Origin of the sequence: Nocardiopsis sp. NPDC006198, from assembly GCF_040613895.1 — a bacterium.
GTDB classification, from domain to species: domain Bacteria; phylum Actinomycetota; class Actinomycetes; order Streptosporangiales; family Streptosporangiaceae; genus Nocardiopsis; species Nocardiopsis tropica.
The window spans coordinates 1-22,493 of the sequence record NZ_JBEXSY010000091.1; the positions used below are offsets into that span (position 1 = coordinate 1).

19 protein-coding genes are annotated in these 22,493 nt (G+C 75.0%); 10 read left to right on the forward strand and 9 right to left on the reverse strand.

What is annotated here, in order from left to right; translation table 11 throughout:
- The first annotated feature begins 263 nt into the window (after nucleotides 1-263).
- On the forward strand, nucleotides 264-1,472 hold the full coding sequence (locus tag ABZ234_RS31960) for a hypothetical protein (protein WP_355014516.1): 1,209 nt from the start codon (nucleotides 264-266) through the stop codon (nucleotides 1,470-1,472).
- Nucleotides 1,473-1,503: 31 nt separating this feature from the next.
- Complete coding sequence (locus ABZ234_RS31965; RefSeq protein WP_355014517.1) at nucleotides 1,504-3,657, forward strand: FUSC family protein; 2,154 nt, start codon at nucleotides 1,504-1,506, stop codon at nucleotides 3,655-3,657.
- Between the two features lie 69 nt (nucleotides 3,658-3,726).
- On the opposite strand, the gene ABZ234_RS31970 is transcribed toward ABZ234_RS31965, so the two are convergent.
- The gene (locus ABZ234_RS31970; RefSeq protein ID WP_355014518.1) at nucleotides 3,727-4,380 is read right to left on the reverse strand and encodes a cyclase family protein; all 654 of its coding nucleotides are present in this window, start codon (nucleotides 4,378-4,380) and stop codon (nucleotides 3,727-3,729) included.
- Nucleotides 4,381-4,631: 251 nt separating this feature from the next.
- Between ABZ234_RS31970 and ABZ234_RS31975 the strand changes: the two genes are divergently transcribed.
- The 3 genes from ABZ234_RS31975 (at nucleotide 4,632) to ABZ234_RS31985 (ending at nucleotide 10,212) form a co-directional block, all read left to right on the forward strand.
- Nucleotides 4,632-5,315 carry a lysophospholipid acyltransferase family protein gene (locus ABZ234_RS31975; RefSeq protein WP_355014526.1) on the forward strand — a complete coding sequence of 228 codons (684 nt, stop codon included), beginning with the start codon at nucleotides 4,632-4,634 and terminating at the stop codon, nucleotides 5,313-5,315.
- Between the two features lie 292 nt (nucleotides 5,316-5,607).
- Nucleotides 5,608-6,954: an FAD-dependent oxidoreductase gene (locus ABZ234_RS31980; RefSeq protein WP_355014527.1), complete on the forward strand. Its 1,347-nt coding sequence runs from the start codon at nucleotides 5,608-5,610 to the stop codon at nucleotides 6,952-6,954.
- A gap of 381 nt (nucleotides 6,955-7,335) precedes the next feature.
- Nucleotides 7,336-10,212 carry a penicillin-binding transpeptidase domain-containing protein gene (locus ABZ234_RS31985; protein ID WP_355014519.1) on the forward strand — a complete coding sequence of 959 codons (2,877 nt, stop codon included), beginning with the start codon at nucleotides 7,336-7,338 and terminating at the stop codon, nucleotides 10,210-10,212.
- Nucleotides 10,213-10,357: 145 nt separating this feature from the next.
- Here the strand turns inward: ABZ234_RS31985 and ABZ234_RS31990 are convergent, their stop codons facing one another.
- The 6 genes from ABZ234_RS31990 to ABZ234_RS32015 all read right to left on the reverse strand — a co-directional run bounded on the left by ABZ234_RS31990 (nucleotide 10,358) and on the right by ABZ234_RS32015 (nucleotide 15,897).
- The gene (locus tag ABZ234_RS31990; protein WP_355014520.1) at nucleotides 10,358-10,729 is read right to left on the reverse strand and encodes a DUF3040 domain-containing protein; all 372 of its coding nucleotides are present in this window, start codon (nucleotides 10,727-10,729) and stop codon (nucleotides 10,358-10,360) included.
- Nucleotides 10,730-10,933: 204 nt separating this feature from the next.
- Nucleotides 10,934-12,028 (reverse strand): ABC transporter ATP-binding protein, encoded by a 1,095-nt coding sequence (locus tag ABZ234_RS31995; RefSeq protein WP_355014528.1) that lies wholly within the window; start codon nucleotides 12,026-12,028, stop codon nucleotides 10,934-10,936.
- Nucleotides 12,028-12,873, reverse strand: a complete 846-nt coding sequence (locus ABZ234_RS32000) for an ABC transporter permease (protein WP_267949450.1) — start codon at nucleotides 12,871-12,873, stop codon at nucleotides 12,028-12,030. The genes ABZ234_RS31995 and ABZ234_RS32000 overlap by 1 nt, the downstream gene beginning before the upstream one ends.
- Nucleotides 12,870-13,685, reverse strand: coding sequence for a molybdate ABC transporter substrate-binding protein (modA, locus tag ABZ234_RS32005; protein ID WP_355014521.1), 816 nt, complete (start codon nucleotides 13,683-13,685; stop codon nucleotides 12,870-12,872). Before modA ends, ABZ234_RS32000 begins: the two co-directional genes overlap by 4 nt.
- Entirely contained in the window at nucleotides 13,678-14,079 is a 402-nt protein-coding gene (locus tag ABZ234_RS32010) for a TOBE domain-containing protein (protein ID WP_267949448.1), read from the reverse strand. Before ABZ234_RS32010 ends, modA begins: the two co-directional genes overlap by 8 nt.
- A gap of 189 nt (nucleotides 14,080-14,268) precedes the next feature.
- Nucleotides 14,269-15,897, reverse strand: a complete 1,629-nt coding sequence (locus tag ABZ234_RS32015) for a family 10 glycosylhydrolase (protein ID WP_267949447.1) — start codon at nucleotides 15,895-15,897, stop codon at nucleotides 14,269-14,271.
- 321 nt (nucleotides 15,898-16,218) lie between these two features.
- Between ABZ234_RS32015 and ABZ234_RS32020 the strand changes: the two genes are divergently transcribed.
- Both ABZ234_RS32020 and ABZ234_RS32025 read left to right on the forward strand, forming a co-directional pair.
- The gene (locus tag ABZ234_RS32020) at nucleotides 16,219-17,499 is read left to right on the forward strand and encodes an isochorismate synthase (protein ID WP_355014522.1); all 1,281 of its coding nucleotides are present in this window, start codon (nucleotides 16,219-16,221) and stop codon (nucleotides 17,497-17,499) included.
- 66 nt (nucleotides 17,500-17,565) lie between these two features.
- On the forward strand, nucleotides 17,566-18,066 hold the full coding sequence (locus ABZ234_RS32025) for a GNAT family N-acetyltransferase (protein WP_355014523.1): 501 nt from the start codon (nucleotides 17,566-17,568) through the stop codon (nucleotides 18,064-18,066).
- Between the two features lie 197 nt (nucleotides 18,067-18,263).
- Here ABZ234_RS32025 and ABZ234_RS32030 read toward each other — a convergent pair whose 3' ends face one another.
- Together ABZ234_RS32030 and aztA are read right to left on the reverse strand one after the other, a co-directional pair.
- A complete protein-coding gene (locus tag ABZ234_RS32030) occupies nucleotides 18,264-18,572 on the reverse strand; it encodes a threonine dehydratase (RefSeq protein WP_267949444.1) in 309 nt (102 codons plus the stop codon).
- A 61-nt stretch (nucleotides 18,573-18,633) separates the two neighbouring features.
- Nucleotides 18,634-19,332, reverse strand: coding sequence for a zinc ABC transporter ATP-binding protein AztA (gene aztA, locus ABZ234_RS32035; protein WP_344182783.1), 699 nt, complete (start codon nucleotides 19,330-19,332; stop codon nucleotides 18,634-18,636).
- Between the two features lie 51 nt (nucleotides 19,333-19,383).
- Here aztA and aztB point away from each other — a divergent pair, with 51 nt between their 5' ends.
- Genes aztB through aztC form a run of 3 tightly spaced genes read left to right on the forward strand, consistent with a single transcriptional unit; the run spans nucleotide 19,384 to nucleotide 22,428 of the window.
- Complete coding sequence (gene aztB / locus ABZ234_RS32040) at nucleotides 19,384-20,277, forward strand: zinc ABC transporter permease AztB (protein ID WP_267949442.1); 894 nt, start codon at nucleotides 19,384-19,386, stop codon at nucleotides 20,275-20,277.
- The gene (locus ABZ234_RS32045; RefSeq protein WP_355014524.1) at nucleotides 20,274-21,482 is read left to right on the forward strand and encodes an ABC transporter; all 1,209 of its coding nucleotides are present in this window, start codon (nucleotides 20,274-20,276) and stop codon (nucleotides 21,480-21,482) included. The genes aztB and ABZ234_RS32045 overlap by 4 nt, the downstream gene beginning before the upstream one ends.
- 4 nt (nucleotides 21,483-21,486) lie before the next feature.
- Nucleotides 21,487-22,428 (forward strand): zinc ABC transporter substrate-binding protein AztC, encoded by a 942-nt coding sequence (gene aztC / locus ABZ234_RS32050; protein ID WP_355014525.1) that lies wholly within the window; start codon nucleotides 21,487-21,489, stop codon nucleotides 22,426-22,428.
- Nucleotides 22,429-22,493: the final 65 nt, after the last annotated feature.

The window sequence follows — 22,493 nt, forward strand, 5'->3', positions numbered from 1 at the left end:
GGCCCCCCGGCTGGCTCCCCCGCCGCGCCCCGCACCCATCCTGTCCGGGGCGGGGCGCGGCGCCTTTTCACCCCGGGCAGCGCGGTCCCGTCCGGCTCCTCGGGACCGATGACGCCGACGCGCCGCCCCACGCCCCCGCGGGAGGCTTGCCCGGCAGGGGCGGGGCCGCGGGCACGGGGCCGCCCCGCGGGCCCGAACCCCTCACGTCGCGGGAGGGCGACACGCCCCGGCGGCGGGCGGCGGCGAACCGCTACGCTCACCCCGTGGCCACCTCCGACTCCAACACCTGCAACTTCCCCGGCTGCGACCGGCCGGTGCCCCGCGCGTCCTCCCCCGGACGTCCTCCCCAGTACTGCGGACTGCCGGAGCACACCCGGTGGCGCGCCTGGAAGGAACGCCAGCGCCAGGCCCAGGAGGCCGAGCGCCAGGAGGAGGCGGCGCGGGCCGCCCAGGAGCCGGCGCCCGGAGCCTCCCCGGTGCCGGGCGCAGAGCCCGTCACCGCCGCGCGCCTGCGCGCGGACGACCTCCTCACCCGGTTCGCCGTGCAGAGCGAGCAGCTCACCGCCACCCTGCGGGCCGCGACCGAGGCCTTCTCCACCATGACCGATCCGGCCGCCGCCGAGGCCCAGGTGGAGGCGGCCCGCCTCGCGGGCGCGCGGCACGCCGCGGAGGCCGACGGGGCCCGGCTGGAGGCGGAGAACCGCCGGCGTGAGGCCGAGACCGCGCGCCGGGTCGCGGAGGACGCGGCCGCCGCCGCCGTGGCCGCCGCCCAGGAGGCCGAGCGGATGGCCGACGAGGCCCTGTCCGCCCGGGACGCCGCCCTGGAGGAGCGCGACCGGCACGGGGCCGCGGCACGCGCCGCCGCCGTCGAGCGCGACGCCGCCACCGCGGAGGCCAACGCCGGGCTGGCCTCGGCCGAGCGCCGGATCGCCGGGATCACCGCCCGGGCGGCGGAGGAGCTCGACCGCGAGCGCGCCGACGCCGCGCGGCGGGTGCAGCACGCCAGGGCCGAGGCGGAGGGGCTGCGCGCGGAGACCGCGGAGCACGCGCGCCGCCGCGACGAGGCGGTCCTGGCGGCGGAGAGCGCCCTGGCCCGCGCGGAGCGCGCCGAGGCGCAGGCGCACCGGTCGGCCGAGGAGCTGTCCGCCGAGCGGGAGCGGTTCGGCTCCGAGCTGGCCCGCGCCCAGGAGCGGCTGGAGTCCGACCGCGCGGCCGCGGCGGCCGAGCGCGAGCGCCTGGCGGCCGAACTCGACCGGCTCACGGCCGACCGCGAGCGCCTGGCCGCGGAGCTCGACTCCCAGCGCCGCAACTCCGAGCTGACCCTCGCGGAGTCCAGGGAGGCCGCCGCCGCCCGCCTCTCCCTGGCGGAGGAGGCCCGCGACAGGGCGGTGGAGCGGGCCGAGCGGGCGGAGGCGGAGCGCGACGAGGCTGTCGCCTCGGCCGCCGCTGCGGTACAACAGTCGTCCAAGTAGTCACCTAAGTACCGGTTCATCCCGGTCTAGGATGGAAGCCGTGCGAGATCTGGGAACCACAGGAGACACCGGGCCGATGAACCTGGGCGGTTCCCACGCCTCCGACGACGGTCCCGGCGCGGACGCGGACAAGGGGCCCCGGCGGGCCCAGGTCGGAGAGCGCCCCCGCCCCCGCGTGGACCTGAAGGCCGTCTTCGGCCTGGAGGCCGGGGCGTGGGCGTGGACCACCGCGGCCCAGGCCACCATCGCGATGACGGTGTCGTTCGCCCTGGCCGCCCTCGTCTTCGGCCCGCAGATCGGCACCCTGGCCGCCCTGGGGTCCATGACCGTCCTGTACGAGAAGAAGACCCCCTACGCCTACCGCTCCGCCGCCCTCGCCCTGGTGGGCCTGGGCTTCGTCGCCGCCGTCGCGGTCAACTCCATGGCCGCCTCCCTGTCCCCGTGGGCGGCGGTGGCCTCCATCGGCCTGACCGCCGGGGTCGCCACCTGGGTCTGCGCGGCCTGGCGGGTCGACAAGCCCGGGCCGATGTTCTTCGTGCTGGTCGCCACCATCTCCACGATCGCCCCCGGGACCCTGGCCGACGTGCCCCTGCACGCGCTGGTCGCGGCCCTGGGCGCGGCGGTCGGGTGGGCCGTCTCCATGTCGGGGGCGCCCCTGCGCGCCCGGCACCCCGAGTACCAGGCGGTGGCCGCGGCCTTCCGCGCGCTGGGCTCCCTGCTGCGCTCCGTGGGGACCCCGGACCTGGACCACGCCCAGCACAAGGCGTCGACGACCCTCGCGGACGCCTGGCGCATCGTCCTGCTGGGGCAGACCCGCGGCTACCGCACCACGGCCGAGGCCGCCAGGCTGCGCGCCCTGCTCCGGTGGGTGTCCGACATCCACCTGGCCGCGACGCAGGTGTGCATGGCGCGCCCCTCCCCGCTTCCGGAGGAGGTCTCGGAGTACGCCGACTCCCTGGCCCTGGCCGTGGCCGACCCGGGCCGGGCCCCGGACCCCGACTCCCTGGACGAGCTGCGCCGGGGCATGCGCCCGCGCTCGCTGGAGGCCAGGCTCTACTCGCTGCTCTCCCGGGCCGCGCACTCGGCCCGGCGGGCGAGCCAGGACGAGGAGGACGACGAGCGCACGGAGACACTGCACGACGAGCGCTACCCCGCGCTGTGGGGCGCCCTGCGCTCCAGCCTGAGCGGGGACTCGCTCATCCGCCCGACCGCGCTGCGCATGTGGGTGACGGTCACCGCGGCGGGGGTGTTCGGCCTGTGGCTGGGCCTGGACCACTACTACTGGGTGGCGCTGACCACGACGGCGGTCCTCCAGGCCGGAAACGTCGTGCTGACGATGAACCGCTCGGTGCAGCGCTCGCTGGGCACCCTGCTGGGCGTGGTCGTCGGCGCCGGACTGCTGATGCTCGACCTGCCGCTGGCGGCGGTCATCGTGCTGGCCGGGGTGCTCCAGGGGGCCACGCAGCTGGTGGTGGGGCGCAACTTCCTCTACGCCTCGGTGCTGCTGACCCCGATGGCGCTGCTGCTGTCCTACACGGCCTCGCCGCACCCCATCACCGCGCTGGCCGAGTCGCGGATCATCGACACCGTGGTGGGGTCCGCGTTCGGCATGGCGGGCTCGCTGCTCCTGTGGCGCAAGGCGTCGGCGACCCGGCTGCCGCAGGCCATCGCGGGCGTTCTGGCGACCACCCGCCAGTGCATGCTGGCGGTGCTGGACCAGGAGGTCGAGATCGGCCCCGGGCGCCGCTACCGGCTCCGGCGCGACATGCGCGCGGCCCTGGTGAGCCTGCGCGGCGTGTACGAGAGCGCCATCGGCGACGTCCCGCGCGCCGCCTCGACCCGGCCGCTGTGGCCCGTGGTCGTGGCCACCCAGCGCATCGGCTACCTCGCCCTGGCGGCGCTGGCGCAGGACCGCAAGCCCGAACCGGTGGGCGTCATCACGCTCCAGAGGGTGGACCTGGCCTTCGGGGAGCTGATCTCGGCGATAGAGGAGCGCCGCACGCCGCGGCTGGGCGCGCTGCCGAGGCTGGCCGCCTACCCCCGGATCAACATGGAGCTGCGGGCGCTGTCCAACTCGATGACCAGCGCCGTCGCCCAGGACGAGCGCGCCGCCCAGCAGGAGGTCGAGCGGCGGGCCCAGCGGGAGCGCAACCGGGCCCAGAAGGACGTGGACGCCGACCTGTGACCCCGGGCTCCGGGGCTCCGGCGCGGACGCGTACGGGGGACGCGGTCCCCGGCACGCGTCCGGCGGCGGTCAGTCGGTGAGGGCGAAGGCCCGCACGGGGAAGGCCGCCATCCCGCGGACCTTGGGGGGCGCCGCGAAGAAGGTGAACCCCTCCTCGGGGAGCTGGTCGAGCAGGCACAGGTGCGAGACGACGGGGATCCCCGCGGCGAGGAGGACGGCCAGCGCGGGCCTCGCCCCCTCCGCGGCGGGCGAGGTGTCGTCCACGCCGACCGAGTCGATGCCCACCAGGACGGCCCCGGCCTCCACGAGGGCCTTGGCGGCGGTCTCGGTCAGGCGCGGGTGGTCGAAACGGCCGTAGGCCTCGGTCCGCCAGTGCCTGTCCCACCCCGTGCGCACGAGCACCGCGCGGCCGCGCAGGTCGAGGCCGTCGAAGGCCTCCGGGCCGATCTCGGGGGACGACGCGGCGGTGACGACCGTGCCGGGGAGGCCGGCCACGCGCGCCAGGTCCAGGTCGGCGAGGTCGGCGCCGTCGCGGTAGCGGTGGGCGGGCATCTCGACGTAGGTGCCCGTGGCTCCCACCATCGTGACGCGGCCGCTGCTGTCGCCGTGGCCGGGCACGGCACCGGGGACGGAGACCCCCTCCCGGACGACCGGCCGGGGGACGCCCGGGCTGGTGGTCATCCCGTCGGTGATCTGGTGGCTGACGTCGACCAGTTTCGGCATGGCTGTTCTTCCTCGCTTCACGAGCGCGTCCGGATGCTGGGCCCCCGACCTGCGCCAGAGGTCTAGACCATCAGCGTAGCGCGTGTGACCCACGGCACGGCAGTGTCCGAGGGAACAGTCCCGACCGCGCCTCGGCCCCGCCTCCCGCTCCGGACCCCCGCTAGGCTCGAGGGCGCGCGGACCATCGGGAGCCCTCGGTAAGTCCGTACACCCCACGGACCCACCACCCACCGAGAAGAGGCGACCTCATGGTGTCACTTTACGCAGCCGCCAAGGCCGTCATCGCGCCGGCCACCCGCGTGGTGTGGCCGCAGCGCGTGGAGGGCGCGGCCCACGTCCCCCCGAAGGGGCCGGTGATCCTGGCCTCGAACCACCTCGCGCTGATCGACCCGCTCTTCATCGGCGTGGCCTGCCGCAGGCCGGTCCGCTTCATCGCCAAGCAGGAGCTCTTCGACGAGGGCACCCTGCCCCGGCGCCTCTTCGCCCGCGCCCTGCGCGCCATCGGCCAGCTGTCGGTGGACCGGCGCCCCGGCGAGAGCGCCCAGGAGGCCATGGACAACAGCCTGGCCGTCCTGGAGGGCGGGGAGGTCTTCGGCATCTTCCCCGAGGGCACGCGCTCCCCCGACGGGCGCCTGTACAAGGGACAGACGGGGCTGGCGTGGCTGGCGCTGACCACGGGCGCGCCCGTGGTCCCGGTGGCCCTGACCGGCACCGAGCGCATCCTGCCCCCGGGCCGCAGGGTCCCCTCCCTCAACCGCGTGGGGGTGCGCTTCGGCGAGCCGGTGGACCTGTCGCCCTGGAAGGGCAAGGCCCACAAGGCGCGTCCGCGCCGGGAGGCGACGGACGCCGTCATGGACGCCATCGCCAAGCTCTCCGGCCAGGAGCAGGTGCCGAGGTTCGCCTCGTCGGTCAAGGCCGAGCTCGAACAGGGGTGACTTTCCCCACAGGAACACGGGGGCTGATTCGCCCGTGACGGGGCGTTGACCCCTGATTGAGGACCACGGGCGACATCCGCAGAACTCCGCGGACCCCGCCCCCACCAGGGGCGCCCGCCCGCAGGGCGGTGCCGGACCCCTTCCACACCCCTGGGGGCGGGAGCGAGATTGTCTACCATTATAGTAGGTTTTCCCGGTGCCAACACCGGATAGATTAGGCAAGCCTTACCTTTTGATGGCGTCCGACTCTGGCGCGAAGACTTGGAGCTGTGCGATGACGCGACCACTGCGAGTGGGAATCGTGGGTGCGGGGCCTGCGGGGATCTACGCCGCGGACCTGCTCACCAAGGACGAGACCCTGTCCGCGTGCGGCACGTCCGTCAGCATCGACATCCTCGACAAGCTGCCCGCCCCCTACGGTCTGGTCCGCTACGGCGTCGCACCGGACCACCCCCGGATCAAGCAGATCCAGGGGGCCCTCCACAAGATCCTCGACAAGCCGGAGATCACCTTCTACGGCAACGTCGAGTACGGCGTGGACCTCAAGCTGGAGGACCTGCGCCGCCACTACGACGCGGTCGTCTTCTCCACCGGCAGCGACCGCGACCGGCCGCTGGACATCCCCGGCGTGGACCTGCCCGGAAGCCACGGCGCCGCCGACTTCGTCTTCTGGTACGACTCCCACCCCGACGTCCCGCCCTCCTGGCACGTCGAGGGCACCAGCGTCGCCGTGATCGGCGCGGGCAACGTCGCCGTCGACGTCGCGCGCATCCTCGCCAAGAGCGCGGACGACCTGCTGGAAACCGACATCACCGACAACGTGTACGAGGGGCTGCGCGCCAAGCAGATCACCGACGTCCACGTGTTCGCCCGCCGCGGCATCGCCCAGTGCAAGGCGACGCCGATGGAGCTGCGCGAGCTCGACAAGCAGCCCGGCGTCGAGGTCATCGTGTACCCCGAGGACTTCGACATGGACGAGGGCAGCCTCCGCTCCTGCGAGGAGTCCAACCAGGTCAAGACCAACGTCAAGGTCCTCCAGAACTGGGCGATCCGCGACCCGCGCGGCGCCGAGCGCCGCCTGCACCTGCACTTCCTGCACAGCCCCGTGGAGATCCTCGGCGAGGACCGGGTCACCGGCTTCCGCACCGAGCGCATGGAGCTGGACGGCGAAGGCGGCGTCCGCGGGACCGGCGAGTACGTCGACCACGAGGTCCAGGCCGTCTACCGGGCCATCGGCTACCTGGGGTCGCCCCTGGCCGACCTGCCCTTCGACGAGGAGCGCGGTGTCGTCCCCAACACGGGCGGCCGCGTCCTGGACCTGGACGAGAACCACATCGACGGCGTCTACGCCACGGGGTGGATCAAGCGCGGTCCCGTGGGCCTCATCGGCCACACCAAGGGCGACGCCCTGGAGACGGTCACCAACCTGGTGGCCGACCGCGAGTCCTTCACCCCCGCCGCCGAGCCCGACCCGGTCGCCTTCCGGTCCCTGCTGGAGGAGCGCGGCGTGGACTACACCACCTGGGAGGGCTGGCAGCGGATCGAGGCCCGCGAGGAGGAGCTGGGCGCCGAGCGCGGCCGCAAGCGCCTCAAGCTGCGCTCCCGCGAGGAACAGACCAGCATCGCACGCCAGGCCTGACAGGGCGTGTGAGCTTCCCCGGCCGGTCCCGCGCCCCTCTGCGGGACCGGCCGCACCCCCTTCCCGCACGGGTCGGGTTCCCACCGTGAGATTGCGCATGTGCGATCGCCGCCCCGTACCGGAACAACGGCGTCGGCTGATGGGTTAGAGTCACTGTTGGTCGGTGTGGTAGCAAGTGTCCCCCGGGCCTCAACTATTGCCTTCGCGGAATACCGCGTCCGGCCCCGCCCTCGGGCGGGTGACCGTACGGCCAGGAGCCCCGTTGTGCCCCGCGCCGAGAGGCGACCGCCATGCCGACCTTCATCCTCGTGCCCCGCTCCCACCGAGGTGGGAGCGGGGCATCGTGGTATCTCCAGGCAACGTAGCGAAGGACGGTCAGGCGTGGACGAACGGTCCCCCCGGCAGCCGGATTCCTCCGGGCCGCCCGAACAGTCGGACGAGACCCCGGTAGGCGATTCGCGCCCCGAGAACCCCTACCGCATCCCCCGGCGGCCCCAACCGCCGAGCCCGGCCGAGAGCGGGGGGTTCGGTTACGAGCACCCCCGTCCGGCGGACCCGGCGCCCTCCGGCGAACCGGAGCCCGCCGCTCCGGCCCAGCCGTGGGAACCGCAGCGGGGACGGCACGGACACCCGGAGGAGGACGACTCCTTCGAGCGTTCGGCATCGACGTGGGACAACCCCTACAGGGAGTCCGCGGACCGGGACTCGCCCCCGGCCGGGGCTGCGTCCTCCGGGTGGGACTCCCCCCGGCACGGCGAACCCTCCGCGGAGCCGTGGAGCACCGCCGACGCGGACGCGCGCCCCCGCGAGCCCTGGGACGCCCCCTCCGGCGAGACCCCCGCCCCGAGCGCACGGGACACCCCCTCCGACCCAGACCGGCCCCGCAGCTGGGACGCCCCCGCCGGCGGCTCCCCCGCCCCGGACGCATGGGACAACCCCCCGGGTGGGGAGCCCTCCACCGAGTCCTGGAGCGACACCGCCCGGACCTGGAGCGCCGCCGACGCGGATGCGCGCCCCCGCGATTCCTGGGACGCCCCCTCCGGGGAGACCCCCGCCCCGGACGCATGGGACGCCCCCTCGGGGAGGACCCCCTCCGACGAGTCGTGGAACCCCCCCGTCGCGGACGCGAGGCCCGACGACTCCTGGGACACCCCCTACCCCGCCGCCCAGGGCCCCTCCGGCGACTGGAACGCCTCCCGCGAGCCCAGCGGCCCCCAGCCCGCGCACGACTCGTGGCAGGAGCCGCAGGCGGAGTCCGGGCCGGGCCCGGACGGCCGCGGCGGCACGTGGGACGACGACCCCTACCGGAGCCCCGGCGAGCCGGGGCGGGAGACCCGTCCCGCGGCGCAGGGCGCCCCGGACGACCGGTACGACGGCTGGGACGACGACCCCTACCGGGGGCAGCCCGTCCACCAGGGCGACACCCCCTATCCGGGGAGCGAGCCCCACCGCGACGACGCGGAGAACCGCGCGGGGGCGGACCCCGCGTCCGGCCAGGGCTTCGAGTACCTGTACAACGGCGGCTCGGGCCCGGGCGGCCCGGAGGGTCCCGAGGGGCCCGACGACGCCTACGACCCCGGCCCGCCCCCGCCCCGCAAGTCGCGGCGCGGCCTGCTCATCGGCATCGTCTCCGCGGTGGTGGTGCTGGCGCTCGTCGGCGGCGGCGTGTCCTGGTACGTGCTGACCATGCCCCAGCCCGAGGAGGCCACCGCCGAGTACCAGGCCTCCTGGGAGGCGCAGGACTACGAGCGCCTGGCCGCCGTGACCAGGGGCGACGATGCCGCCGAGATCCTCGGCGGCATCGACGCGGGCCTGGGCGTCGACTCCATCGAGGTGGAGGTCGGCACGCCCACGACCGACGGCGGCACCGGCAGCGCGCCCTACGAGGTCACCATGTCGCTGACCAACGCCGACGACTGGGGGTGGGAGGGGGAGCTCCCCCTCATCCGCGAGGACGGCGCGTGGTGGGTCGACTTCTCGCCCGAGGTCGCCTATCCCGGACTCGGCGAGGGCCAGGTCCTGGCCCGCACCGCGGTGTGGGGCGAGCGGGGGCAGGTCCTCGCCGCGGACGGCACCCCCCTGGAGGGCGCCGGGATCTCCGGCTCTCTCCAGATGATCGCGGGCTCCCTGGGGGAGGCCACCGAGGAGGACCTCGAACGCCTCGGCCCCGCCTACAGCGTCGGCGACACGGTGGGCCTCGGCGGCCTCCAGCTCACCTACGAGGAGCAGCTGGCCGGCGAGGCGGCGACCACCATCCTGATGGTGGACGCCGCACAGGCCGAGGACCCCGCCTCGCTGGAGGCGACCGAGGCGAACACGGTCGCCACCCTGGACGGGTCCGACGGACAGGACATCACCACCAGCATCGACATGGGGATCCAGAACGCGGCGTCGAGCGCCATCATCGACTCCGACGACCCCGCGGGCCTGGTCGCGGTCCGGCCCTCGACCGGGGAGATCCTGGCCGCGGTGAACGTGCCCGGCGGGTTCAACCGGGCCTTCGAGGGCCAGTACCCTCCCGGCTCGTCGTTCAAGATCGTCACCTACAGCGCCCTCCTGGACAACGGGATGGGCATGGACGCCTCCCTGGACTGCCCCGAGGAGTACGACCTGGGCGGATGGCCGTTCCGCAACGCCGGCGGGGCCGAGTACGGCGCCCAGTCGGTGACCGAGGCGTTCGCGACCTCCTGCAACACGGCCCTCGTGGAGCGGGTCGGCGCGCAGCTCAGCGGCGAGACCCTCCAGGCCAGCGCCGAGCAGTTCGGCATGAACGCCCCGCTGGACATCGGCGTCCCGACCTTCGAGCCGTCCTTCCCGCCGGTGGACAGCAGCACCATGCTGGGCGCGCAGAGCATCGGCCAGGGCCAGATCCTCACCTCGCCGCTGCACATGGCGACGGTGCCCGCCGCCGTCGCCGACGGTTCCTGGCGCCACCCGGTGCTGGTGACCGAGCCCGCCGCCACCGAGCTGCCCGAGCCGCGGCCGATCGCCAACGCGGAGGCGCTGCGGGGGATGATGCGGGCGGTCGTCACCGACGGCACGGCCGAGAACGTCCCGTTCCAGGGCGAGGTGTTCGGCAAGACCGGCACCGCCGAGTACGGGACCGCCGAGGACGCCGACGAGGACGAGGAGCTCCCCAGCCACGCGTGGATGGTGGGGTACAAGGGCGACGTGGCGTTCGCCGTGGTGGTCGACGGGGGCGGCGGCGGTTCGGCCGTGGCCGCGCCCCTGGCCGCCGCGTTCACCAACGCCCTCTGACGGGAACGGCAACGGGCGGGCACCCACCGGGCGGTGGGTGCCCGCCCGCCGTCGTCCGCGGGGACGCGGTCGGCGCCGTGCCCGGCCGGGGCCGCCAGGGACCGCGGGGGACGGGCCCCCGCGGTTCCTGGCGGCCCGGGTCGTCCTAGCGGCCCGGGTCCTCGTCCACGGTCCCGGAACCGGTTCCGGCGGGGTCCTCCTCCACCGGGGCGACACCCTCGGGGCCGCTGTCCGGAACGGTGTCCTCCACCGTCTCCGAGGTCCCGGCCGGGACGGGGGGCGGTGGCTGCGGAGCGGTCGGTGTGAGGACGAACAGCAGGACCAGCAGCCCCGCGGTGACCGCGGCGATCAGGCCGCACGCCACCCACGGTTTCCAGCCGTCCAGGCCGGAGTCGGCCATGGCGTCGGGATCGTCCGCCCCGAAGGAGTCCAGGCGTTCGGCAAGGTCCGGTTCGTCCGCGCGGAGCTGCCGCTCGATCTCCTCGAGGATTCTTCGCTCATGCTCTCTCAGGGACATGGCACCCTCCTCAGCCGCTGGGGGAAGGACTGTCGTCGCCGGGTTCCTTAAGTCTCCCCCGGGTGGGCCCCGGATATCCAGGTGTCCGCCGCTTTTCCCGAGCCTGTTTCGGGCAGGCGGGCCGGCGGCGGGCCCGGGGCCCGGATCCCGGGCCCGGCGTGCCGCCGTCTCGGCCCGCCACCGCGATGAACTGGGACGACGCCCTCAGCCGGGGTAGCACTCCACCTCGGCCGCCTTGACGCCCGCCCACACCTCGCTCCCCTGTTCGAGCCCGAGCTCGGCCAGGGCTGCCGGGCTGACGTCGGCGGCCAGGGACAGCCGTCCCGCCAGGTGCACGCGCACCTGGTCGCCGAACCTCTCGATGCCGTCCACGGTCAGCCGCCACACGTTGCGGGGGCTGCCGTGCGGGTGCCGCGGGTACAGGGCGACGGCGCGCGGCGGGAAGGCCACCAGGACCTCCCCCCGGTGCGCTCCGCCCACCTCCACCCGGGCCCCGTCCGCATCCCCCCGGGGCCCCAGGAGGACCGTGGTCGTCCCCTCGGCCCGCCCCCGGAAGAGGTTGAGCCCCACCAGGCGGGCCACGTACGGGGTGCGGGGCCTGCGCGCCACCTCGGCGGGAGGGCCCTGCTGGACGACCCTGCCGTCCTCGACGACCGCGATGCGGTCGGCCAGCACCATGGCGTCCAGGGGGTCGTGGGTGACCAGCACGGTGGCCCCGTCGAACTCCTCCAGGAGGCGGCGCAGCCGGCCGCGCACGTCGATGCGGGTGCTGGCGTCGAGGGCGGCCATGGGCTCGTCGAGGAGCAGCAGGCGGGGACGCACCGCCAGGGCCCGGGCCAGCGCGACCCTCTGGGCCTGGCCTCCGGACAGGTTCCGGGGCCGGGCCCCCGCGTGGTCTGACAGGCCCATGTGGGCGAGGAGCCCGGCGGCCCGCTCCCGGGCGGCGGCCCGGGTCGCGCCCTGGCAGCGGGGGCCGAACGCCACGTTGTCCAGGGCGCTCATGTGCTCGAACAGCAGGTAGTCCTGGAAGACCATGCCGATGGGCCGTCGCTCCACCGGCGTGGTGGTCTCGTCGCGGCCGTCCACGCGCACGTGCCCGCCGGTGAGGGGCGCCAGCCCGGCCAGGGCGCGCAGCACCGAGGACTTGCCGGCCCCGTTGGGGCCGAGCAGGGCCAGGATCTCCCCCTGTGCGGCCTCCAGGGCCACGTCGAGGGAGAACCCGCCCCGGCTCAGCCGCAGCTCGGCGTCCAGGGCGGGGGGCCGGGCGGGCGGGGTGCGGGCGGCGCCGTCCGGCCCCATCAGGTGTTCACCCACCTCTCGCGCAGCGTGGCCAGGACGGCCAGGGAGACCAGGAGCAGGACCAGGCTGAGCACGATGGCGGCCTCCGGGTCGCGCTGCATGGCCATGTAGACGGCCAGCGGCATGGTCTGGGTGGTGCCGGGGAAGTTCCCGGCGAAGGTGATGGTGGCGCCGAACTCCCCCAGGGCTCGGGCCCAGCACAGGACGGCGCCCGCGCCGATCCCGGGCAGCACCATGGGGAGGGTGACGCGGGTGAAGACGGTGGCCCGGCTCGCGCCGAGGGTGGCGGCGGCCTCCTCGTAGCGGCGGTCCGCTCCGCGCAGCGCGCCCTCCACGCTGATCACCAGGAACGGCATGGCGACGAACACCTGGGCGAGGACCACGGCGGCGGGTGTGAAGGGGATCGTGATCCCGAACCAGGTGTCGAGGTACCGGCCGAGCAGGCCGTTGCGCCCCAGCACGAGCAGCAGCGCCACGCCGCCGACGACCGGGGGGATGACCAGGGGGACGGTGACCACGGCGCGCAGGACGCGGCGGCCGGGGAAGTCGGTGCGGGCGAGCAGCCAGGCCAGCGGCACCCCGAGGAGCAGGGACACCAGGGTGGCGGCGGTGGCGGTCGACAGGGACAGCCAGAGCGCGGCCAGCACCTCGGGTTCGGTGACCCGCTCGCCCATCGTGGACCAGGGCGCGCGGATCAGCAGCCCCGCGAAGGGGAGCACGAGGAAGGCCGCGCCCGCGAGCGCGGGCAGGACCAGGATCCACGGGGGGCGGCCGGACCGGACGCGCGGCGGGCGGTCCCGTCCGCGGCGTGTGTCCCGGTCCGCCCCCGGGCCGCCCGCGGTCACGGCGTACCGAACCCGGCCTCGGCGAGGACCCGCTCCCCCGTCCCGGACAGGACCAGCTCCACCCAGTCGGAGGCGAGTCCGGCGTCGGCGGTACCCGCCAGGACGCCGATGGGGTACTCGTTGACGGCCTCGTCGGCCTCGGGGAAGTCGATGCCGGTCACCCGGTCACCCGCCGAGGCGACGTCGGTGGCGTAGACGAGCCCGGCGTCGACCTCGCCCAGTTCGACCTTGGTCAGGACGGCGCGCACGTCCCGCTCGTAGGTGTCGGGGGTGACGGCGACCCCGGCAGCCTCCATGGCGGTGGCGGTGGCCGCGCCGCAGGGGACCTCCTCGGCGCACAGGGCGACGGAGACGCCGTCCCCGGCCAGGTCGGCGAAGTCCTCGACGCCGCCGGGGTTGTCGGGCGGCACCGCGATCCGCAGCGTGTTCGTGGCGAAGACGGCGGCGCCGCCGCTGCCGGACGCCCACCCGGCGTCCAGTCCCTCGCCCTCGACGACCTGCCGCATGGTGGCGGTGTCGGCGGCGGCGAAGACGTCGGCGGGGGCGCCGGAGTTGATCTGGGCGGCCAGTTCGCTGCTGCCCGCGAAGTTGAGGACCACCTCGACCCCGGGGCGGTCCCCCTCGAAGTCCTCGGCCAGGGCGGTGAACGCGTCGGTGAGCGAGGCGGCGGCGAAGACGTGGAGCTCCCCGCCCCCGTTCCCCGCCGGGGCGCCGCCTCCGCCGCCCTGCGCGCCGCAGGCGGTGGCGGCGAGTGCCGCGGCGGCCAGGGCGCAGAGGGTGCGCGGGGCGCGTCGGGGGGCTCTCTCACGCATGGCGTCCCCCGGTGGTCTCGACGACGACGTTGGTGGACTTGACGACGGCGGTGGCGGTGGTCCCGACGTCCAGCCCGAGCTCGTCGGCGGCCTCGCGGCTCATCAGGGAGACCACCCGGTGCGGCCCCGCCTGGATCTCCACGGCCGCCATGACCCGGTCGCGGACGACGTTGGTGACCAGTCCGCGGAAGCGGTTGCGGGCGGAGGAGAGCCGGCGGCCGGGGTCCTCGTCCGCGCCCGCGCGCATGAACGCGGCGAGTTCGGCGCCGTCGAGGAGGCGCCGGGCGGAGGTGTCGCGGGTGGCCGCGAGCCGGCCGGAGTCGACCCAGCGGCGGACGGTGTCGGCGCTGACGCCGAGGAGGTCGGCGGCCTCGCTGATCTGGTAGGTCGGCATGCGACGAACCTACCCCTCGCCGATGCCAGGACAACAGGTGGTTTCGGCTAGCAGATCATAACTTTTTTTCTCGCTCCCGGGGAGGTTGCGCCGCCCCCGGGTCAGGGGTCCGCAGGGGCGCGGACGACGGGACCCCCGGCCGGCGGTGTTCCGTCGGCCGGGGGTCCCGTGCGGGGCGCTGGCCCCGGGTCAGCCGCGGATGTCGGCGGCCTCGCTCACCGGGCCCTCGGCCCGGTAGTCGTCCAGGGCGGTGACCACGTACCCGGCGCCGTCCTCCAGCGGTGCGTCGTCGGCCAGGGCGGTCCCCCCGGTGAGCCCCACGAGGTTCTCCGGGGCCAGGGCGGCGCACCGCGCCTCCTCCGAGCCGGTGTCCGCGCCCGCGGGCAGGCGGTAGACCGCGTAGAAGCGGGCGGCGTCGGCGGCGTCCCACTCGACCTCGACCCGGTCGCCGTCGGTCCGGGCCTGGACGCCCCCGACCTCGCCGACGAGCGGGCCCTGGTTCTCCGGGGCCTCCGCCTGCGGCGGGAGCGCCGGCCGGCCGTAGTGGGCGTCGGCGAGTTCGGCGTAGGCGTCGGAGGCCTGCTCGCGCAGGTTCTTGATGGAGAAGTAGATGTCCCCTCCGACCTCGGGCAGCTCGCCGGAGTAGTCGAGCTGGGTGCTGAGCGCGTCGTCGCCGCGCCAGCCCTCCTCGCCGACCCGGTAGGCGGCCTGGCCGATGTAGAGGTCCACGCCGGTGCCCTCGACCTCCGAGGCCCACCAGTCGGTCATGGCCTCGTAGTCGGCGGTGGAGAAGCCCCTCTCCCAGTACAGCTGCGGGGCGACGTAGTCGACGGTGCCGTCCTGGATCCAGGTGCGGGTGTCCGCGTACTGGGCGTCGTAGGACTGGAGGCCGGAGCTGGGCGAGCCGCTGGGGTCGGTGCTGTCGTTGCGCCAGATCCCGAACGGCGAGATCCCGAAGCTCACCCAGGGCTTGGTGGCCTCGATCCCCTCGTGGACGTCGGCGATGAGCCGGTTGACGTTGTCGCGCCGCCAGTCGCCCCGGTCGTCGAAGCCGTCGCCGTGCTCCTCCCAGCTGGCGTCGTCGTCGAACTCCTCCCCGTCCTTGGGGTAGGGGTAGAAGAAGTCGTCGAAGTGGACCCCGTCGATGTCGTAGCGCTCGACGACGTCCATGATGACGCCGGTGACCCACTCCCGGACCTCCGGGTTGCCCGGGTCCACGTACGCCTCGTCGCCGTAGTCGACCAGCCAGTCCGGGTTCTCCTTGACCGGGTGGTCCTCGGCCATGTCCTCGATGTCGGGGTCCTGGAGGCCCACGCGGTAGGGGTTGAACCAGGCGTGCATCTCCAGCCCGCGCTCGTGCGCCTCGGCCACCGCGTACTCCAGCGGGTCGTAGCCGGGGTCGCCGCCCTGCTCGCCGGTGAGGTAGCGGGCCCACGGCTCCAGCTCGGACTCGTAGACCGCGTCGGCGGTGGGGCGCGCGTGCAGGAAGACGGCGTTGAGGCCCATGTCGACGGCGTCGTCGAGGTAGGCGTCGAGCTCGTCCTTCTGCTCCTGCGCGGACAGGCCGGGCTCGGAGGGCCAGTCGATGTTGCGGACGGTGGTGAGCCACGCCCCGCGCATCTGGCGCTCGGCGCCCCCGCCCTCGCACTGGAGCGGGGCCGCCGCCGTCCCGGCCTCTCGCGTGCCGGGGGCGTCGCCGTCGGCCGCCCCGCCGCCGGAGGCGGCGCAGCCCGACAGCAGGAAGGTGGTCGCGGCTGCCGACGCCGCCCACCGCGCTGCGGTGCGCCGCGTGCTCCCGGCCCGTGCCACTGATCCCATGAACGGTTCTCCTCTGAGGTCCTTGGCGCACAGCCGTCCCCCTGGCGTGGCGCCGCGACCAAGGTTAGAGCAGGAAGTCAATTTTTGGACACGATTCGGACAACTTGTGGATAACGTCGCATCAAGGCAGGTGAGGGAACATTGTCGCGACGCAACGAAACACCGCCGGGCAGGGGGCTTCGCCCCTTCCGCACCCCCGAGGAGGGTCAAATCGGCACCATCCGGGCCGTCCGCCCGGGGAAGCACGAGGGGCGGAGACCGCACCGACCTCGGACGGACCGGGACACAACCGCCCCGGGCGAGGTCCTACACTCGGTGACCGTGAACGTCGCCCTGAGCCCACCCAAACTGTTCGTCCGCACCGTTCCCCTGAGCGATCACACCGCCGGCCTGGTCCGCCTCCTGCCGGACGGCGCCCCCCTGGCCTGGCTGACGGGGGACGAGGGCGTCGTGGGCTGGGGCGAGGCCGCGCGGCTGGACCTGGGCGCCGAGCCCGAGGGGACCGCGCCGACCGACACCACCCGCTTCTCCGAGGCGGCCCGGTGGCTCAACGGGCTCATGGAGCACGCCGAGGTCTCCGACGGGGTCGGTGCGGCGGGGACCGGCCTGGTCGCGTTCGGGACGTTCGCCTTCGCGCCCACCTCCCCCGGCTCCGCCCTGGTCGTGCCCCGCGTGCTGGTCGGGCGGCGCGGCGGGCGCAGCTGGCTGACCACGGTCGGCGACGAGCCCGGGGACCGCCCGGGCGAGCTCCCGCCCCCGGCGTCCGCGCCGCGCCCCGTGGGCCCGGTCTCCTGGACGCAGGGGTCGCTGTCGGGGGAGGACTGGATGTCCGCCGTGGCCGGCACCGTCGAACGCATCCGCGCGGGGGAGCTCGACAAGGCCGTGCTCGCGCGCGACGCCTTCGCCGAGGCCGCCTCCCCCATCGACGTCCGCACCCTCCTCGAGCGCCTGCGCCTGCGTTTCCCGAGCTGTTTCACCTTCTCCGTCGACGGCATGGTCGGGGCGACCCCGGAGCTCCTGCTGCGCCGCGAGGGCGACCGGCTCACCTCTCTGGTCCTGGCCGGGACCCGCCCCCGGGGCGAGGACCCGGGCGACGACCGGCGCCTGGCCGACGAACTCCTCGCCTCCGCCAAGGACGTCGACGAGCACCGCATGGCAGTGGACTCCCTGCGGACCGCGCTCGCACCGCTCGCCGAGGAGATGGAGGTCCCGGCACGGCCCAGCCTGCTCCGGCTCGCCAACGTGCAGCACCTGGCGACCCGCGCGCACGCGCGCCTGTCCCCCGGGGTCTCCGCCCTGGACGCCGTCGCCGCCCTGCACCCCACCGCCGCCGTGGGGGGCACGCCCACCGGCACCGCCATGCGGCTGATCGCCGGGGCCGAGGGCATGGACCGCGGCGGCTACGCCGGCCCGGTCGGCTGGGTCGACGGGGCGGGCAACTCCGAGTGGGGCATCGCCCTGCGCTGCGCGCACGTGGACGGCGCCCGGGCCCGGCTGTTCGCGGGGGGCGGGATCGTGGAGGGGTCGGTGCCGGAGGCCGAGCTCGCCGAGACCGAGTCCAAGTTCCGGGTCATGCGCGAGGCCCTCACCGACGGGGCCTGAACGGCCCCGGCCCGCCGCGCGGGCCGCGTCACATCCCGGAAACACACGGGCGGTACTTTACCGCCCATGCGTATCGACATCGTGAACTGGGACGATCCCGACGCCACCGCCCTGCGCGCGGGGCAGCGGGCGGAGATCGCCGAGCGTTACGGCACCCCCGACTCCGAGCCCGGGGTGGCCCCCTCCGCCGAGGACATCGCGGTCTTCACCGTGGCCCGCGACGGCTCGGGCTCCGCCGTGGGGTGCGGCGGGCTCCGCGACCTCGGCGGCGGGGTGGGCGAGGTCAAGCGGATGTACGTCCTCCCCGCGGCGCGCGGCACCGGCGCGGCGCCCCTGGTCCTCGCCGCGCTGGAGGACTGGGCGCGCGGACGCGGGTGGACGCACCTGCGGCTGGAGACCGGCGACCGCCAGCCGGACGCCGTGCGCTTCTACACCCGGTCGGGCTACACGCCCATCCCGTGCTTCGGGGCGTACGCGGGGTCGCCGTCCTCCCTGTGCTTCGAGAAGGCGCTCGGGGCCCCGCTCCCGGCGGCCTCCGGGGCCGGAGCCGCGGCGCGCCTCGACTGAGGCGGCCGGGCACGGGGACCGGGCCGGGGCCTCCCGCCGGCGGCGGGAGCGGGACCGGCCGTCCCCGCACGGAGGAGGTGGCGTCCGCTGCCCCACCCCCGCCGCGGGCGCGGGACGGTCGGGCCGGAGCCTTCGCGTCACACCGGCCGCGTTCGCGGCCGGGCGGACGCGGACCCGGAGCGGGCCCGCACGCCGGGTCAGGAGACCGGGGCGTGCTCGTCCCAGTGGCCGTCGTGCTCGCGGTGCAGGTGCCCGTCGTGCACGTAGTCCACGTGGTCCCCGTGGGGCACCGCCACGTGGCCGCACCCCTCGCCGTGCCTGTGCCCGTGGTCCTCGTGCACGGTGTGCTCCTCGTTCGCGCACTCGTCCCAGTGGCCGTCGTGCCCGTGGTGCAGGTGCCCGTCGTGCACGTAGTCCACATGGCCCTGGTGGGGCACCGCGACATGGCCGCACCCCTCGCCGTGCCTGTGCCCGTGGTCCTCGTGCACGGGATGCGTCGCCGTCATCTCTCCCCCTCTGGACGGTCCGTCGTCCCGGTGTGGCCGGGACGCGTGCCCGACCAGTCCATCAGAGATCGTCCGCGGTGAAAAGGGCCTGGTCGGCAGTGGTGGACAGCTCCGCCAGGCGCCCGTCCTCCATGCGCAGGACGCGGTCGGCGTGCGCGGCCTCCCGGGCCGAGTGCGTGGCGTGGACCACCGCGACCCCCCGGGCCCTCTCCTCGGCCAGCACCGCCGTGATGCGCTCGCGGGAGTCGGCGTCCAGCCCGGTGGCGGGCTCGTCCAGCAGGAGCAGGTCCGCCCCCTGCGCCAGCCCCTGGGCCAGCAGGACCCGTTGGCGCTGTCCTCCGGACAGGTCCCCCAGGACGCGCCGGGCCAGGTCGGCGACGGCCAGCCGGTCCATGCAGGCCTCGACCACGGCCCGGTCCCCGCGGGTCAGGCGCCGCCAGGGCCCGCGCTCGGCCCACCGCCCCATCTCGACGGTCTCGCGCACCGTGACGGGCAGCGCGTCGGAGACGGCGCTGCGCTGGACGACGAGGGCGGGACGCCGGGCGGCGCCCCGGCGGACCCTTCCCGCCGTCGGGGCCAGGGTCGAGGCCATCACCGCCAGGAGGGTCGACTTCCCCGAGCCGTTGGCGCCGACCAGGGCCGTGACCGTGCCCGCGTGGACCGTGGCGGTGACGCCGTGCAGGACCGCACGTCCGCCGTAGCCCGCGTACACGTCCTCCAGAGCCACCGCGGCTGTTGCCGCCGCATCGACCGATGTCATGACCACTCCCGATTTGGTATTGAAAACGGTTTTCATTATAGAGTGCCCGACATGGAAGCCCTGTTCGACCCGTTCGAGGTCGTGTTCGTCCAACGCGCCCTGTGGGGAGGCGTCCTCGTCTCGCTCATCTGCGCCCTGGCGGGAACCTGGGTCGTGCTCCGCGGCATGGCCTTCCTCGGCGACGCGATGTCGCACGGGATGCTGCCCGGCGTCGCGGTGGCCTCGCTCCTGGGCGGGAGCCTCTTCGTCGGCGCGGCCCTGGCCGCCGTCGCCATGGCACTGGGGGTCACCGCCCTGAACCGGTCGCCCCGGCTCTCCCAGGACACGAGCATCGGCCTGCTCTTCGTGGGCATGCTCTCCGCGGGCGTCATCATCGTCTCCCACTCCGGCTCCTTCGCCGTGGACCTGACCGGCTTCCTCTTCGGCGACGTGCTCGCCGTACGGGAGCGGGACCTGCTCCTCCTCGCGCTGGCCCTGCTGGCGGCCCTGGTGATCGCCGTCGGGGGCCACCGCTCCTTCGTGGCCCTGGCCTTCGACCCGCGCAAGGCGACGACTCTGGGGCTGGCGCCCCGGGCCGCCCACGCCGCCATGCTCGGCCTCGTCACCCTGGCGGTGGTGGCCTCGTTCCACGTGGTCGGCACCCTGCTGGTCTTCGGCCTGCTCATCGCCCCTCCGGCCGCCGCCGCGATCTGGGCCCGGAGCATCCCGGCGATCATGGTCGGCGCCGCCCTGCTGGGCTCCGCCTCGACCTTCGTGGGCCTGCTCGTCTCCTGGCACTGGGGGACGGCCGCCGGGGCCAGCATCTCGGCCACCGCCGTCGCCCTCTTCTTCGTCTCGGTCGCCTCCTCCCGCGTCCGCCCCCTGCTCGGGGCGCTGCGCCGGACCCGGGCCGCCGACGCGCCCCCCGCACCGATCCACGCCCACGAAAGGTCGAACGTGTCATGAACCGCCCCCACCGCAGGACCGCGGTCCCCGGGGTGTCCGCCTGGATGCTCGCCGCGGCACTGCTCACCGGATGCGCCTCCGCCCCGGACCCGCAGGAGCCCGAGGACGGGGAGGCCACGCCCCACGGTTACGTCGAGGGGGCCGAGGAGGCCGCCGAACCCCAGTCCCGCCTGGTCGTCGCCGACGCCGAGGGGGCCGTCCAGGTCCTCGACCTCATCACCGGGGAGACCACGCTCCTGGACCCGGTCGGGCCGGTCGACGGGATCGCCGGCGACGGAAGGTTCGCGTACCTCTTTTCATCCGATGAGCGGATGACAACCGTGATCGACAGCGGCACCTGGACCGTGGACCACGGGGACCACATGCACTACTACCGGGCCGACATCCGCCCGGCCGGAACCGCCGAGGGGATCGCCGCCGCCAACGCGGCGACCGACACCGCCCTCACCGCGCTGACCGACGGCGGCGGCGGGGTCTCCCTGCTGGACCGCCCCTCCCTGGAGGACGGGGCCGTCGAACCGGTCGACGTCGCCACCACCGGGGACGCCCCGGCCGTCGTCGCCCCCCACGGCGGGGCGGTCGTCACCGCGGGTGCGGACGGGGTCCACGTCGACGACCGCTCCGGCGAACCGGTCCTGACCCTGGACGAGGAGTGCACCGACCCCCGGGGCCAGGCCACGACCCGGCGCGGCCTGGTCATCGGGTGCGAGGAGGGCGCCCTCCTGGTCACCGAGGATGACGGGGAGTTCGCCGGCGAGACGCTCCCGTACCCCGACGGCCTGCCCGACGGCGCACGGGCCGAGGAGTTCCACCACCGGCCGGGCGCCGGAGCCCTGGCCGCGGTGCCCGCACCGGACACGGTCCTCGCCCTCGACCTCGCCGAACAGCGGTGGGACCACTGGGAGCTGCCCGGCGTGGTCTCCGTCGCGGCGGTCGGCGAGGGCGCCTCCGTCCTGGCGCTCACCGAGGACGGGGTCCTGCGCTCCTTCGACCCCGGAACGGGAGAGGAGCGGGCCCGGACCGAGCTCCTGGACGAGGTCGACACCGAGCACCCGCCCTCCATCCGGGTGGACACCTCCCGGGCCTACGTCAACGACGTGCGGGGCGGCCTGGTCCACGAGATCGACTACAACGACGACCTGCGCGTGGCGCGCACCTTCGAGACCGGGGTCGCGCCGCAGTACATGGTCGAGACCGGACGGTGAACCGATGACCGACCCCCGAACCGCGAACCCGCGCCGCACCGGCGCCGCCCTGGCGCTCGCCCTGGCCGTACCGCTCGGCCTCACCGCCTGCGCCCCGGGCGGGGAGACCGGCGGCGGCGTGGTCGTCACCACCAACATCCTCGGCGACATCACCCGCGCGGTGGTCGGCGACGAGGCGGAGGTGACCGTGCTGATGAAACCGGACGCCGACCCCCACTCCTTCGGCGTCTCCGCCCAGGAGGCCGCGACCATCGAGGAGGCCTCCCTGCTCGTCCACAACGGCCTCGGCCTGGAGGAGGGGGTACTGCGCAACGTGGAGTCCGCCGAGGAGGCGGGCGTGCCCACCCTCGCGGTCGGCGAGCACGTCGACCCCCTCGCCTACACCTCCGACGAGAGCGAGGGCGAGCCCGACCCGCACTTCTGGACCGACCCGCAGCGGGTGGCCACCGCCGTCGGCCTCATCACCGAGAACGTGGTCGCGGAGGTGGACGGCGTCGACGCCGACGCCGTGCGGGCCAACGCCGCCGCCTACGAGGCCGAACTGACCGCCCTCCACGACTGGATGGGCGGGGAGTTCGACGCCATCCCGCCCGGGGACCGCAAGCTCGTCACCAACCACCACGTCTTCGGCTACCTCGCCGACCGCTACGGGTTCGAGGTCGTGGGCGCGGTGATCCCCAGCGGCACGACCCTGGCCTCGCCCAGCGCCTCGGACCTGAGCTCGCTCGCGGAGACCGTGGAGGAGGCCGGGGTCCGCGCGGTCTTCGCCGACTCCTCCCAGCCCGACCGCCTGGCCACCGTGATGGCGGAGGAGGCCGGGGTGGAGATCGACGTCATCCCCCTCTTCTCCGAGTCGCTGACGGCCGAGGACGGGGACGCGGCCACCTACCTGGACATGATGCGCGCCAACACCACCGCGATCACCGCGGGCCTGGCCGCACCCTAGACCCCGCCCCGCCCGGAGCCGACGACCCCACGCCGGTCGCCGGACGCTTCCCCGAGTACTCGGCC